The 12,855-nt window shown below is 62.7% G+C and carries 13 protein-coding genes; 11 read left to right on the plus strand and 2 right to left on the minus strand.

Annotated elements, in window-relative coordinates:
* The first annotated feature begins 71 nt into the window (after positions 1–71).
* The 6 genes from AHA_RS11625 to ttcA all read left to right on the plus strand — a co-directional run bounded on the left by AHA_RS11625 (position 72) and on the right by ttcA (position 6,340).
* Positions 72–2,471, plus strand: coding sequence for a heavy metal translocating P-type ATPase (locus AHA_RS11625; protein ID WP_011706149.1), 2,400 nt, complete (start codon positions 72–74; stop codon positions 2,469–2,471).
* 128 nt (positions 2,472–2,599) lie between these two features.
* Positions 2,600–2,791 carry a cbb3-type cytochrome oxidase assembly protein CcoS gene (gene ccoS, locus AHA_RS11630; RefSeq protein ID WP_005300771.1) on the plus strand — a complete coding sequence of 64 codons (192 nt, stop codon included), beginning with the start codon at positions 2,600–2,602 and terminating at the stop codon, positions 2,789–2,791.
* Positions 2,775–3,461 (plus strand): sulfite exporter TauE/SafE family protein, encoded by a 687-nt coding sequence (locus AHA_RS11635; protein ID WP_011706150.1) that lies wholly within the window; start codon positions 2,775–2,777, stop codon positions 3,459–3,461. Before ccoS ends, AHA_RS11635 begins: the two co-directional genes overlap by 17 nt.
* 68 nt (positions 3,462–3,529) lie before the next feature.
* Positions 3,530–4,285 (plus strand): FNR family transcription factor, encoded by a 756-nt coding sequence (locus tag AHA_RS11640; RefSeq protein WP_005300768.1) that lies wholly within the window; start codon positions 3,530–3,532, stop codon positions 4,283–4,285.
* A 134-nt stretch (positions 4,286–4,419) separates the two neighbouring features.
* On the plus strand, positions 4,420–5,364 hold the full coding sequence (uspE, locus tag AHA_RS11645; protein WP_005300766.1) for a universal stress protein UspE: 945 nt from the start codon (positions 4,420–4,422) through the stop codon (positions 5,362–5,364).
* Positions 5,365–5,431: 67 nt separating this feature from the next.
* Complete coding sequence (gene ttcA / locus AHA_RS11650) at positions 5,432–6,340, plus strand: tRNA 2-thiocytidine(32) synthetase TtcA (RefSeq protein ID WP_011706151.1); 909 nt, start codon at positions 5,432–5,434, stop codon at positions 6,338–6,340.
* A gap of 84 nt (positions 6,341–6,424) precedes the next feature.
* Here ttcA and AHA_RS11655 read toward each other — a convergent pair whose 3' ends face one another.
* Positions 6,425–7,102, minus strand: coding sequence for a DUF2987 domain-containing protein (locus AHA_RS11655; RefSeq protein ID WP_011706152.1), 678 nt, complete (start codon positions 7,100–7,102; stop codon positions 6,425–6,427).
* A gap of 71 nt (positions 7,103–7,173) precedes the next feature.
* Complete coding sequence (locus AHA_RS11660) at positions 7,174–7,911, minus strand: DUF2189 domain-containing protein (RefSeq protein WP_029303065.1); 738 nt, start codon at positions 7,909–7,911, stop codon at positions 7,174–7,176.
* Between the two features lie 268 nt (positions 7,912–8,179).
* Here AHA_RS11660 and AHA_RS11665 point away from each other — a divergent pair, with 268 nt between their 5' ends.
* The 5 genes from AHA_RS11665 (at position 8,180) to rbsB (ending at position 12,832) form a co-directional block, all read left to right on the plus strand.
* The gene (locus AHA_RS11665) at positions 8,180–8,797 is read left to right on the plus strand and encodes a glutathione S-transferase family protein (protein ID WP_011706154.1); all 618 of its coding nucleotides are present in this window, start codon (positions 8,180–8,182) and stop codon (positions 8,795–8,797) included.
* 205 nt (positions 8,798–9,002) lie between these two features.
* The gene (rbsD, locus tag AHA_RS11670; protein WP_011706155.1) at positions 9,003–9,422 is read left to right on the plus strand and encodes a D-ribose pyranase; all 420 of its coding nucleotides are present in this window, start codon (positions 9,003–9,005) and stop codon (positions 9,420–9,422) included.
* A gap of 18 nt (positions 9,423–9,440) precedes the next feature.
* A complete protein-coding gene (gene rbsA, locus AHA_RS11675) occupies positions 9,441–10,973 on the plus strand; it encodes a ribose ABC transporter ATP-binding protein RbsA (RefSeq protein ID WP_164927651.1) in 1,533 nt (510 codons plus the stop codon).
* Positions 10,970–11,935: a ribose ABC transporter permease gene (gene rbsC, locus AHA_RS11680; protein WP_011706157.1), complete on the plus strand. Its 966-nt coding sequence runs from the start codon at positions 10,970–10,972 to the stop codon at positions 11,933–11,935. Before rbsA ends, rbsC begins: the two co-directional genes overlap by 4 nt.
* A gap of 21 nt (positions 11,936–11,956) precedes the next feature.
* Positions 11,957–12,832: a ribose ABC transporter substrate-binding protein RbsB gene (gene rbsB, locus AHA_RS11685; RefSeq protein WP_010634030.1), complete on the plus strand. Its 876-nt coding sequence runs from the start codon at positions 11,957–11,959 to the stop codon at positions 12,830–12,832.
* Positions 12,833–12,855: the final 23 nt, after the last annotated feature.

Here is a 12,855-nt window from a genome sequence, read left to right on the forward strand (position 1 = left end):
CATGACACGCCGGCAGCAACCGGCGCTTCACTGTTTCTGCCGACAGGCCGGGTAGCCTGCGGCCAGCTGTCATGAGCGGCTGCTTTCACTGTGGTGAGCCGGTGCCCGCCGGCAGCCGCTATGCCCTCGAGATAAAAGGCATAGTCCAGCCCATGTGCTGCCCCGGTTGTCAGGCGGTGGCGGAAACCATTCTGGAGTGCGGCCTGGCCAGCTACTACGAGCACCGCACCGCTCCCGGCACCAAGGGCGAGCTGGTGCCCGCAGAGCTCGCCGCCCTCACCCACTACGATCTGGCCGAAGTGCAGCAGGATTTTGTCACCGACAGCGCCACCGGCAGCCACAAGGTGCGCGAGATCCAGCTGACGGTGGAAGGCTTGACCTGCGCCGCCTGTGCCTGGCTCATCGAACGCCATCTGGGCAATCTGGCCGGGCTGCACTACATCAACGTCAACACCACCACCCACCGGGCCCGCATCAAGTGGGATCCGGACCGGCTCTCTTTGAGCGACATCCTCAAGGGTTTTGCCAAGATCGGCTATCGCGCCTACCCCTTCCAGACTCACCAGCAGGAAGCGCTGTACGCCCGCGAGGTGCGCAGCTACATGTTCCGGCTGGCACTGGCGGGGCTCGGCTCCATGCAGGTGATGATGTGCGCGGTGGCGCTCTACATGGACCTCTTCATCAGCGTCGAAGAGGAGTTCATGGTCTACTTCAAGTGGATAAGTCTGCTGCTCTCCACCCCCATCATGATCTACTCGGCCCAGCCCTTCTACGTGGGCGCCTGGCGCAGCCTCAGGCAGGGACACCTCTCCATGGACGTGTCGGTATCGCTGGCGCTGATCGGCGCCTTCATCGCCTCCATGTGGGCCACCGTGTTCAACACCGGAGAGGTCTATTACGACTCCATCACCATGTTCGTCTTCTTCCTGCTGCTGGGACGCTTCCTCGAGCTGCGGGCCAGACGCAAGGCCTCCGAGTCGAGCTCCAACCTGGCGCGGCTGGTGCCCATCATGGCCACCCGGCTCGATGAGGATGGCGAACACGAGGTGGCCGCCAAGACGCTGCAGGTCGGCGACCGGGTACGGGTGCTGGCGGGTGCCACCCTGCCGGCGGATGGCATCATCCTGCTTGGGCAGGCCAGCCTCAACGAATCCATGCTGACCGGTGAACAGCTGCCGCTGCTCAAACAGGCGGGGGATGCCGTCTATGCCGGCACCATCAACACCGACGCCCCCCTCGAAATCCGGGTCAGCCATCGCATTGAAGAGTCGCGCCTGGCCCAGATCATGCGGCTGCAGGATCACGCGCTGGACGACAAGCCGGCCATCGCCCAGATGGCAGATGTGCTCTCCCGCCACTTCATTCTGGTGCTGCTGTTCATCGCCGCTGGCGTCTGGACCTTCTGGCACTTTCATCAGCCAGAGCAGGCCTTCTGGGTCACCCTGGCGGTGCTGGTGGCCACCTGCCCCTGCGCCCTGTCGCTGGCCACCCCCACCGCGCTCACCTCGGCCACCGCCCGCCTGACCCGTGCCGGCATCCTGCTGCGCCGAGGCCACGTGCTGGACGTGCTGACTCGGGCCAACCGCATCGTGATGGACAAGACCGGCACCCTGACCACGGGCAACATCAGCCTGACCAGCACGGAGGCCCTGGGTAGCCTTGACGAGACGCGCTGCCTTGCCATTGCCCGCGCCCTGGAGGCCTATTCCGAGCACCCCATCGCCCGCGCCTTTCGCAGCAATACCGCAGAGGACGCAGTGCTGCTGGCGGCCAGCAAGGTGACCCCCGTCATCGGACACGGTATCGAGGGGGTGATCGACGGTCGCCACTATCGCCTCGGCAGTGCCCGCTGGCTCGGCATCAGCGATACCCACGCAGCACAAGCGGACGGGCTGGTCATCTATCTGGCCGACGAGGATCGGGCGCTCGCCCGTTTCCTGCTGAGCGACACCCTGCGCCCCGATGCGAAGGCGCTGATCCAGGCCTTCAAGGCGGCCGGCCTCAAGACCACCATTCTCACCGGCGACAGCTCGGCCCAAGCCGACGAGGTTGCCCGCGAGCTGGGGGTTGATGAGCTGGTCAAGGGCGTCACGCCGGATGGCAAGCTGGCCTACCTCAAGGAGCACGAGGCCCGCGGCGACATCAGCATCATGGTGGGAGATGGCATCAACGACGCCCCTGTGCTGGCCGGTGCCCACGCCTCCTTCGCCATGGCCGGCGGCACCGATCTGGCCAAGAACAGCGCCGACGCCATCTTGCTGGCCGACGATCTCTCCCGCCTGCTGGATGCCCGCGCCCTGGCGCTGCGCACCCGCAAGATCATCAAGGAGAACTTCGCCTGGTCCATCGGCTACAACCTGCTGGTGCTGCCGCTGGCGGCGAGCGGCTGGCTGCCTCCCTACGTGGCGGCGGCGGGCATGTCGCTGAGCTCCCTCATCGTGGTCACCAACTCCATGCGGCTCAACCGCTGAACCGTGGCCACAGGGACAGACAGGGTGAAGGGAGCTGGCTCCGCTCAGGCTCCCTTCACCATCGAATCGACGGGTCTGCGGCCACCAACGTGGTGTACCATGACCCCTTTCATTGCAAGGTTTGCTGCATGAACATCATCTTCGTCCTCATCCCCATCGCCATCCTCTTCGTCATCATCGCCGGCGCCGTCTTCTTCTGGGCCATTCGCTCCGAGCAGTTTGAAGATCTCGACCGCCAGGGTTCCAATATCCTGTTCGACGAAGAGCAACCCGCCCCCAAACACGCCGAGCACGAGCACAAAGATGACGGCCACCCTTGATCTGCTGGGCGCCTTGCTGGTTGGGCTGGCCGGTGCCGGCCACTGCATCGGCATGTGCGGCGGTGTCTCCGCCGCCCTCTCCATGGCCATTCCTGCCGAGAAGCAGCACTTCTGGGGTCGGCTCGGTTACCTGCTCAACTACAACCTCGGCCGAATCTTGAGCTATGTGATTGCCGGTGCCTTGGTCGGAGGGCTGCTGGCCACCACCAATGAACTCGGCGCGGGCAAGCATGCCATCGCCGGCCTGCGGCTGGTGGCGGCCTTCCTGATGATTGCCCTCGGGCTCTATCTCGCCGGCTGGTGGCAGGGGGTGTTGCTGCTCGAGCGCATTGGCGCCAGGTTGTGGCCCCACCTCAAGCCGCTGGCGGGCAAGTTCATCCCCTTCACCTCGGCCTGGCAGGCACTGCCGTTTGGCATGGTCTGGGGCTGGCTCCCCTGCGGGCTGGTCTACTCCATGCTGACCTGGAGCGCAGCGGCGGGATCCGCTGGCGGTGGAGCTCTGATCATGCTCTTTTTCGGCCTCGGCACCCTGCCGACCCTGTTTGCGCTGGGGGGGCTGGCGGATCGGCTGCGTTACTGGCTGACCCTGCGCAGTTTGCGCCTTGGTGGGGCCCTGCTGCTCATCGCATACGGGCTGCATACCCTCTTGATCGGGATTGCGTCCTTTTGAAACCCTATCCAAAACGGATGAGTTGATGGTAAACTTGTTTGATATAAATCAATTATTCGTATGAGCCTATGATCCCGGAAAAGAAACCTGGCAGACGTATTCAGAGCGGTGGCTGTGCAATTCATTGCCAGGATTGCAGCATCAGCCAGCTCTGCATTCCCTTCACTCTGAACGACAACGAGCTCGATCAGCTGGACAGCATCATCGAGCGCAAGAAGCCGATCCAGAAGGGTGAAGAGTTGTTCAAGGCCGGCGATGAGCTCAAATCGCTCTACGCCATCCGTTCCGGGACCATCAAGTCATACACCATCACCGAGCAGGGTGACGAGCAGATCACTGCCTTCCACCTGGCTGGCGATCTGGTTGGCTTTGACGCCATCCACAAGCAGGCGCACCCCTCCTTCGCCCAGGCGCTGGAAACCGCCATGGTGTGCGAGATCCCGTTCGACGTGCTCGACGATCTCTCCGGCAAGATGCCGAAGCTCCGCCAGCAGATCATGCGGCTGATGAGCAACGAGATCATGGGCGACCAGGAGATGATCCTGCTGCTCTCCAAGAAGAATGCCGAAGAGCGCCTCGCCGCCTTCCTGCACAACCTGTCGGTGCGCTTCTCCGAGCGTGGTTTCTCCGCCAAGGAGTTCCGCCTCTCCATGACCCGCGGCGACATAGGCAACTACCTCGGCCTCACCGTCGAAACCATCAGCCGCCTGCTGGGCCGCTTCCAGAAGTCCGGTCTCATCAGCGTCAAGGGCAAGTACATTACCGTACTGGATCACGTCGCCCTCGGCGTCATGGCCGGTGCAACCCGCCCCCCCTGCGGTTAAGCTTCTTCTCTATGGTGCCGGATCGGTTTACCCCGAAATTTGATCCGGCACACGTCCCCCCTTCTCCTCCTGAGCTAAGCTGTAATGGCTAAAGGTCTGCCATCATTGGTATTTTTGCCAAGGAGGAGGAGAACATGGTCAAGTACCGAAAAATTCTGGTGGTCATCAACCCGGAAGAAGAGCGGCAAATCGCCCTCGAACGAGCGGTCAAGGTAGCCGAGCTGGATGAAGGCGCCCAACTGACCCTGTTGCTCACCATTTACGACTTCTCGTATGAAATGACCGCCATGCTGTCGGTGGATGAGCGGGAAGAGATGCGCCACGGGGTGATTGCCCAGCGCCGCGAATGGCTCGACGACATTCTCAAACCCTACCGCGCCCGAGGGCTGGATTGCGAGATCAAGGTGGTCTGGCACAACCGTCCCTTCGAATGCATCATTCAGGAAGTGCTGGAGCAGCGCCACGATCTGGTGGTCAAGGCCACCCACCACCACTCCTTCCTGCAAACCTTCATCTTCACCCCCACCGACTGGCATCTGCTGCGCAAGTGCCCCTGCCCCGTGCTACTGGTGAAAGAGGGACATTGGCAGCGGGGCGGCAACATCATCGCCGCCATCAATTGCTCCAGCGACGATCAGGATCAGAAGCTGCTCAACGAGCGGATCACCGAAGAGGGGATCGCCATCGCCGAGCTGCTCGGCTCCAACCTGTATCTGGTCAACACCTACCCGGGCACCCCGGTCAATGTGGCCATCGAGCTGCCGGAGTTTGACCCCAACGCCTACAACGACGCCATTCGCAAACACCATGAGAGCCTGCTGCTGAGCCACGCCGACAAATACGGCATCGGCCATCTCTGGACCCGGGTGGCAGAAGGCCTGCCCGAAGAGGTGCTGCCCGATCTCGCCGGCGAGCTGCAGGCCACCCTGATGATCATGGGGTGCGTCGGTCGCACCGGGCTCTCCGCCGCCCTGCTCGGCAACACCGCCGAGCACGTGGTGGATCGCCTCGCCTGCGACATGCTGATCCTAAAGCCCGCCGATTACAGCTGCCCGGTCGATAGCCGCCGTCCCGCATAAGCCTTTCTTGCCCTCCCCCGGGACATGGCTATAATAAGCCGCTTATTTTTGTCCCGGGTTTCAGGTCATGCTAGAAGAGCTTAACGCCAAAGAAAAATACAGTTTCAACAAACTGCAGAAGCGCCTGCGGCGCAACGTAGGTCAGGCCATCGCCGACTTCAATATGATTGAAGAGGGTGACAAGGTCATGGTGTGCCTGTCCGGCGGCAAGGACAGCTTCGCCATGCTCGACATTCTGATGAGCCTGAAGGCCAGCGCCCCCATCCACTTCGATCTGGTGGCGGTCAACCTGGATCAGAAGCAGCCCGGCTTCCCCGAGCACGTGCTGCCCGAATACCTGACCACCCTCGGCATCGATTTCAAGATCGTCGAAGAGGATACCTACGCCATCGTCAAGGAGAAGGTGCCGGAGGGCAAGACCACCTGCGCACTCTGCTCCCGCCTGCGCCGCGGCATTCTCTACCGCACCGCCCAGGAGCTGGGCTGCACCAAGATTGCCCTTGGCCACCACCGCGATGACATCCTCGAGACCCTGTTCCTCAACATGTTCTACGGCGGCAAGCTCAAGTCCATGCCGCCCAAGCTGGTGAGCGACGATGGCAAGAATGTGGTGATCCGCCCGCTCGCCTACTGCAAGGAGAAGGACCTGGTGCGCTATGCCGAGGTCAAGGCATTCCCCATCATCCCGTGCAACCTGTGCGGCTCCCAGGAGAACCTGCAGCGCCAGGCGATCAAGCAGATGATGCAGGAGTGGGATCGCCGCTTCCCGGGTCGTCTCGAGACCATGTTCACCGCCATTCAGGACGTGATCCCGAGCCACCTGCTCGATCACAAGCTGTTTGACTTCAAGAGCATCAACCGCGACTCCGGCATCATCGACGGCGGCGACAAGGCGTTTGATCCGCCCGAGCTGCCCAAGGCGCCGCTGCTGGACATCGACGAAATGGACATGCTGGACGTGATTGAGGTGCGCTAAGCCCACCTCAACCATGAAAAAGGAGCGCCTGGCGCTCCTTTTTTATTTTTATGCCGACCACCCTCAGTGGCGGCTCAAGATGGGCTAGCCCTTGTGCAGCCAGGGCGTCAGCCGCAGGATCTCCCCCTGCAGCTGCAGCTTGCCCTCGGCAAACTCCGCCAGCTGGGCGTTGCTCAGCAGCAGTTGTCCCTCCTGCCAGGGCAGCGGCAGCTGGCGAGCACCGTCGATGAGGTAGGCGGTACCGCTTGGCTGCACCAGACTGACCCTCACCCCCGTCATCTCGGGCAGGAAATATTTGCCGACCATGCCGGCCAGCTTCTCCAGCAGGCTCTGCATGTCGTGCTGGCGCCCCGTCAGCTCACTCACCTTGAGCTCCCACCGACTGTCTGCCGGCGGCGGCACATCCGCCATCACCTGTACCGACAGATCGCAGGCCTCATGGGGCTCGGTGAGCCCTACCACTACGGTCGCCTTGTCGAGATTCAAGTCATCGTCATAGGGCAGCCGCAATTCGCTGTCAACGGTCACCTCGGCCGCCACGTCCCGATCCAGGGTCGAGACCCGGGCCGAGGTGAGCAGGCAGCGCCGGCCATTTTGTTGATCGGTCAGATAAAAACCCAGCCTGGCGTGACCAAACTCCCCTTTGGCGAAGGTCTTCATCTGGCTGTAAAAGGTGCCGTACTGCAGCTCAAGGGAGGGCTGCGCCACTGCCAGCATGGGCGCCATCAGCAGCGCGGCCGCCATCCCGTATCGATTGTTCATATGCCATCCTTTTGCATCACGCATCTGCACGCGCCGCTATCTGTTGCTGTTGTCTGACGCCCTGGATACCGTCAGGCGTTGAAATGATCGGGGCCCTGGCTCACCTCGGTCACTTCGACCGCCACCCCGCACAGATCCCGATAGAGGATCCCCTTGCAGTTGAAATAGAGCGGTGCCACCCAGATAAGTCCCAGCCCCATGGGGATCAGCGCCAGGAAGAACAGCGCCATCATGACCCCGTGCAGCAGCACTATGCTGGGCCAGCCGCGGGCAAACAGACGCAGGGAGACCAGGATCGCCTGCACCGGCGACAGGCCGCGCTCCAGCACCAGCGGCACGGTAAACACCAGCCCCATGCCGATCAGGGCCGACGGAATGAAGGCCAGCATCACCGGCAGACCCAGCAGTTCGAACAGTGGACCGAACAGGCTGGTGATGAGGCTGCCGAGCAGGCTCAGGCTGCCAAGGCGCAGGAAGTGGCGAAAGAAGTCGAATACCTGGCTTGGCCGGGCACGGACCCCCACCGACTGCTGCAACCCCAGCATGTCGAGGGAGGAGGTCATCGGCGACATGATGATGGTGATGAGCAGGCTCAGCACCAGGGCCACGTCCATCCCCCCTTCCTGATTGACATAGGGGGCGAGCAGGGTGTTGCTCAGCAGCATCCAGATGGCCGTCACCCCGACGATGGCCAGCAGCAGGCCGAATCCGGTGCGCCGCGTCTGTTGCCAGCTCTCCTGCAATACCCCCTTGAGGTCGAGACGATATCCCTGGCTCAGGGACTGTTCGAGGGAACCACCTATCCGCATTTTGTTACTCAATTGACTATCCAACATCCGAAAAACTGCTATTCAGGGAGCACATTATAGCGATTTGACCCGGCATGCGTAGCCGTTTTTCCCGCGCGTCTGCGCTCAAAAAGCCTTTGATTTCATCAGCCCCCATAGTCCAGGCCAGGATCCCCTCCTTGGCCGACGGCAATCAGGGGCGTAGGATGCCAGGCGACAGTACGGATTTTTCTGCGCGCCCCGCCCTACCCGGGATCACAGGGAGCACGCGCTTCACAAGGAGATGTTCATGTCTGATTTGACCCTCTATCTTGCGCCCGGTACCTGCGCCATGGCCGTGCGTATCGCCCTCACCGAAGCCGGTGCCCCTCACCGGATCAAGCAGATGGATCTGGCGGCCGGCGAGCAGCGCTCCCCTGCCTATCTCGCCATCAACCCCAAAGGCCGAGTGCCGGCGCTGGTGACCGAACGCGGCGTGCTCACCGAGACGCCGGCCTTGCTGCTCTATGTGGCACAGCGTTTTCCCGATGCCGGGCTGGCGCCGCTGGACGACCCCTTTCTGCTGGCCCGTATGCAGGAGGTGCACGGCTTTCTCGCCGCCACCGTGCACGTCGCCCATGCCCACGGCCGGCGCGGCAGCCGCTGGGCTGATGACCCGCAGGCCATTGCCGCCATGCAGGCCAAGGTGCCGCACAACATGCGCGAGGGCTTCGCCGAGATTGAACGCCATTATCTGGCCGGCCCCTGGGTGCTGGGGGAGCGCTTCAGCCTGACCGACATCTACCTGTTCGTGGTGGCGAGCTGGCTCGAGGGCGACGGGGTGGCCATCAGCGAATTTCCCAAGGTAGCGGATCACTATCGGCGCATGCTGGCACGCCCAGGCGTGCAGCAAGGGCTCGCCCTCTAGTCCGCTCGTTGCGGGTGCCAGTGCTCTTCTGGCACCTGTTTTTCCCCGCTTCCCCCTCGCCATTGAGATCGTTTTCACATTTCTGCCATCTCTTGGTGGATCAAAACCGCCTGAGCGCCTATCTTCCACCTCATGACGCAACCGGTTGCGTAACCGGTTGCCTAGCTAACATCAGATATGCGGGCATAGCCTGCCGAGGTGCTGTATGAAACGAGGCGTACTGCTCAATGCTCCCCTGAGTGCCCTGGTGGCACGGATGGGGCACACCGACGAGATCACCGTCTGCGATGCGGGCCTGCCCATTCCGGCCGGCCCTGAGCGCATCGATCTGGCGCTGATGGCAGGGACGCCGAGCCTTGAAACCGTGCTGACCGCCCTGCTCACCGACCTGGTGGTGGAGAAGGTGATCATGGCAAGCGAGATCAAGCAGATTAGCCCCGCCGCCCATCAGGCGCTGGTGGATCAGTTGGAGGCGCACGCCGCCGCTCAGGGCAAGCCCATCACCATCGAGTACTGCCTGCACGAAGCATTCAAGGCTCGCTCCCACCAGAGCAAGGCCATCGTGCGCAGCGGCGAGGTGACCCCCTACGCCAACCTCATTCTCTGCGCCGGCGTGGCGTTTTAAATTCCCAAGGAAGCAGCTATGAGCAACGCCAATATGCTCCCCTCGCCCATTCTAGCGCTTTCCGGGATCGTCAAGACCTTCCCCGGGGTACGCGCCCTCGATGAGGCGGGCCTCAAGGTCTATCCGGGTCAGGTGATGGCCCTGCTCGGCGAAAACGGCGCCGGCAAATCGACCCTGATGAAGGTGCTGACCGGCATCTACCAGGCCGATGCGGGCAACATCAGCTATCGCGGCCAGCCGGTTCACTTCAAGGGCCCCCGCGACTCCCAGGATCAGGGGATCAGCATCATCCACCAGGAGCTGAACCTGCTGCCGGAGTTGTCGATCGCCGCCAACATCTTCCTCGGCCGCGAACCTCGTACCCGTTTTGGCAGCATCGACCACAAACAACTGCGCGAACGGGCCAGCGGTCTGCTGGCACGGCTTGGCGTCAAACACGGCCCGGATACCCGGCTCGGGGATCTATCCATCGGTGAACAGCAGATGGTGGAGATCGCCAAGGCGCTGTCGTTCGATGCCAGCGTCATCATCATGGACGAACCCACCGATGCCCTCACCGACACCGAAACCGAGCAGCTGTTCGTGGTCATCCGCGAGTTGCGTGAGCAGGGCTGCGGCATCGTCTACATCTCCCATCGCTTGAAGGAGATCTTCGAAATCTGTGATCGGGTCACCGTGCTGCGCGATGGCAAGTGGATAGGCGAACAGGCGGTGAGCGAGCTCGACGAAGACAGGATCATCGAGATGATGGTGGGTCGCCGGCTGGAAGAGCAGTACCCGCGCCTCGCCCGCGAGCTCGGCCCGGTCAGCCTGCAGGTCAAGGATCTGGCCGGCCCCGGCGTGCGCGGGGTGAGCTTCTCCCTGCGTCAGGGTGAAATTCTGGGCTTCAGCGGCCTGATGGGCTCCGGCCGTACCGAGCTGATGAAGCTCATCTACGGTGCCAGCCCCATCAGCGCCGGTGACATTACCGTGGATGGCCATGCTCTGGTCCCCAAGAGCCCGGCCGATGGCCTGGCCGCCGGCATCGCCTACATCTCCGAGGATCGCAAGGGCGACGGCCTGGTGCTGGAGCTGTCGGTGCGCGAAAACATGAGCCTGTGCGCCCTTGGCGAGTTCATCAGCCACGGCAAGATTGACGGCCAGGCCGAGCGCCAGGCGGTGGGCGACTATGTGCGCCTGTTCAACATCAAGACCCCGAGTCAGGATCAGCTGATCAAGCTGCTCTCCGGCGGCAACCAGCAGAAGGTGGCCATCGCCAAGGGACTGCTGACAAGGCCCAAGGTGCTGATCCTGGACGAGCCGACCCGCGGCGTCGATGTCGGCGCCAAGAAGGAGATCTATCAGCTCATCAACCAGTTCAAGAAGGAGGGGATGAGCATCATCCTGGTCTCCTCCGAAATGCCGGAAGTGCTCGGCATGAGTGATCGCATCATGGTGATGCACGAAGGGCGCATCAGCGCAGAATTCAACACCCGCGATGCCAATCAGGAGAAGCTGATGGCAGCGGCAGTCGGCAAACAGTGGCAAGCAGAGCAAGAGGCAGCACAATGACAACCCAAACCCTTTCCCGCCGCGGCGTCATGAGCAAGGCCTGGTGGATCGAGAACAAATCCCTGGTCGCGCTGCTGGTGCTGATCGGTGTGGTCTCCTTCCTGAGCCCCAACTTCTTCACCGCCGACAACCTGCTCAACATCCTGCGCCAGACCTCGGTCAACGCCATCATGGCGGTCGGCATGACGCTGGTCATCCTCACCGCCGGCATCGATCTGTCGGTCGGCTCGGTGCTGGCCCTGTGCGGCGCCCTGGCCGCCACCATGGTCGCCATGGAGCTGCCCATCGCCCTGGTGATCCCCCTCACCCTGGGGGCCGGCGCCCTGCTTGGCGGCATCAGCGGCCTCATCATTGCCAAGGGCAAGGTACAGGCCTTCATCGCCACCCTGGTCACCATGACCGCCCTGCGCGGCGTTACCATGGTCTATACCGAGGGGCGCCCCATCTCCACCGGTTTCAGTGACGGCGCCGATCACTTCGCCTGGCTGGGTACCGGTTACCTGTTCGGTCTGCCGGTACCCATCTGGCTGATGGCCATCGTCTTCCTGCTGGCCTGGTTCATGCTCAACCACACCCGCCTGGGTCGCTACATCTATGCCCTCGGCGGCAACGAATCGGCCACCCGCCTCTCCGGCATCAATGTGGACCGGGTGAAGCTCGCGGTGTATGGTCTGTGCGGCATGCTGTCGGCACTGGCCGGGCTCATCGTCACTTCCCGCCTCTCCTCCGCCCAGCCGACCGCCGGCATGGGTTACGAGCTGGATGCCATCGCCGCCGTGGTGCTGGGTGGCACCAGCCTGATGGGAGGTAAGGGCCGCATCATGGGTACCCTGATCGGGGCGCTCATCATCGGCTTCCTCAACAATGCCCTCAACCTGCTCGACGTATCGTCCTATTACCAGATGATCGCCAAGGCCAGCGTGATTTTGCTCGCCGTGATGATCGATAACAAAAGCAAGTAAGCACACACAAGGAATGAAATGATGAAAAAGCTCAATACCCTGCTCGCTGCCGCCATCATGTCCGTGCTGGGCACCGCCCAGGCCGCCGATCACACCCTGGCCATGGTGGTCTCCACCCTCAACAACCCCTTCTTCGTCACCATGAAGGAAGGGGCCGAAGCCAAGGCCAAGGAGCTTGGCTACGAGCTGGTGGTGCTGGACTCCCAGAATGACCCGGCCAAGGAGCTCTCCAACATGGAAGATCTCACCGTGCGCAAGGTCAACGCCATCCTGATCAACCCGACCGATTCCGAAGCGGTGGGCAATGCCATCCGGCTGGCCAACAAGGCCAACATTCCGGTGCTGACCCTGGACCGCGGCGCGGCGCAGGGTGACGTCAAGGCCCACATCGCCTCCGACAACGTGGCAGGTGGCAAACTGGCCGGCGATTTCATCACCCAGAAGCTGGGTGCCGGTGCCAAGGTGATCCAGCTGGAAGGGATCGCCGGTACCTCCGCCGCCCGTGACCGCGGCGAAGGCTTTGCCCTGGCCGTGGCCGCCAACAAGCTGGAAGTGCTGGCCTCCCAGCCCGCCGACTTTGACCGCACCAAGGGTCTGAACGTCATGGAGAACCTGCTGGCCGCTCACCCGAGCGTGCAGGCGGTGTTCGCCCAGAACGACGAGATGGCGCTGGGAGCCATCCGCGCCGTGCAGGCCGCCGGCAAAGAGGTGATGATCGTCGGCTTCGACGGCACCGACGATGGCAAGGCCGCCGTGGCCAAGGGTAAACTGGCCGCCACCGTGGCCCAACAGCCCGCGCTGATCGGCGCCATCGGCGTGGAAACCGCCGACAAAGTGCTCAAGGGCCAGCCGGTGGAAAAATCCATCCCGGTTCCGCTGCAAGTGGTCAGCAAGTAAGTTGACGGGGGGAGGTTCGCCTC

The sequence above is a fragment of the Aeromonas hydrophila subsp. hydrophila ATCC 7966 genome, assembly GCF_000014805.1.
GTDB lineage: Bacteria > Pseudomonadota > Gammaproteobacteria > Enterobacterales > Aeromonadaceae > Aeromonas > Aeromonas hydrophila.

Coding starts and splice junctions, on each gene's coding strand:
- rbsA (WP_164927651.1), top strand. CDS start 9,441: ATGAGCAACGCCAATATGCTCCCCTCGCCCATTCTAGCGCTTTCCGGG.
- AHA_RS11665 (WP_011706154.1), top strand. CDS start 8,180: ATGTCTGATTTGACCCTCTATCTTGCGCCCGGTACCTGCGCCATGGCC.
- rbsC (WP_011706157.1), top strand. CDS start 10,970: ATGACAACCCAAACCCTTTCCCGCCGCGGCGTCATGAGCAAGGCCTGG.
- rbsD (WP_011706155.1), top strand. CDS start 9,003: ATGAAACGAGGCGTACTGCTCAATGCTCCCCTGAGTGCCCTGGTGGCA.
- AHA_RS11655 (WP_011706152.1), bottom strand. CDS start 7,102: ATGAACAATCGATACGGGATGGCGGCCGCGCTGCTGATGGCGCCCATG.
- AHA_RS11635 (WP_011706150.1), top strand. CDS start 2,775: ATGACGGCCACCCTTGATCTGCTGGGCGCCTTGCTGGTTGGGCTGGCC.
- AHA_RS11625 (WP_011706149.1), top strand. CDS start 72: ATGAGCGGCTGCTTTCACTGTGGTGAGCCGGTGCCCGCCGGCAGCCGC.
- ccoS (WP_005300771.1), top strand. CDS start 2,600: ATGAACATCATCTTCGTCCTCATCCCCATCGCCATCCTCTTCGTCATC.
- uspE (WP_005300766.1), top strand. CDS start 4,420: ATGGTCAAGTACCGAAAAATTCTGGTGGTCATCAACCCGGAAGAAGAG.
- ttcA (WP_011706151.1), top strand. CDS start 5,432: ATGCTAGAAGAGCTTAACGCCAAAGAAAAATACAGTTTCAACAAACTG.
- rbsB (WP_010634030.1), top strand. CDS start 11,957: ATGAAAAAGCTCAATACCCTGCTCGCTGCCGCCATCATGTCCGTGCTG.
- AHA_RS11640 (WP_005300768.1), top strand. CDS start 3,530: ATGATCCCGGAAAAGAAACCTGGCAGACGTATTCAGAGCGGTGGCTGT.
- AHA_RS11660 (WP_029303065.1), bottom strand. CDS start 7,911: ATGCGGATAGGTGGTTCCCTCGAACAGTCCCTGAGCCAGGGATATCGT.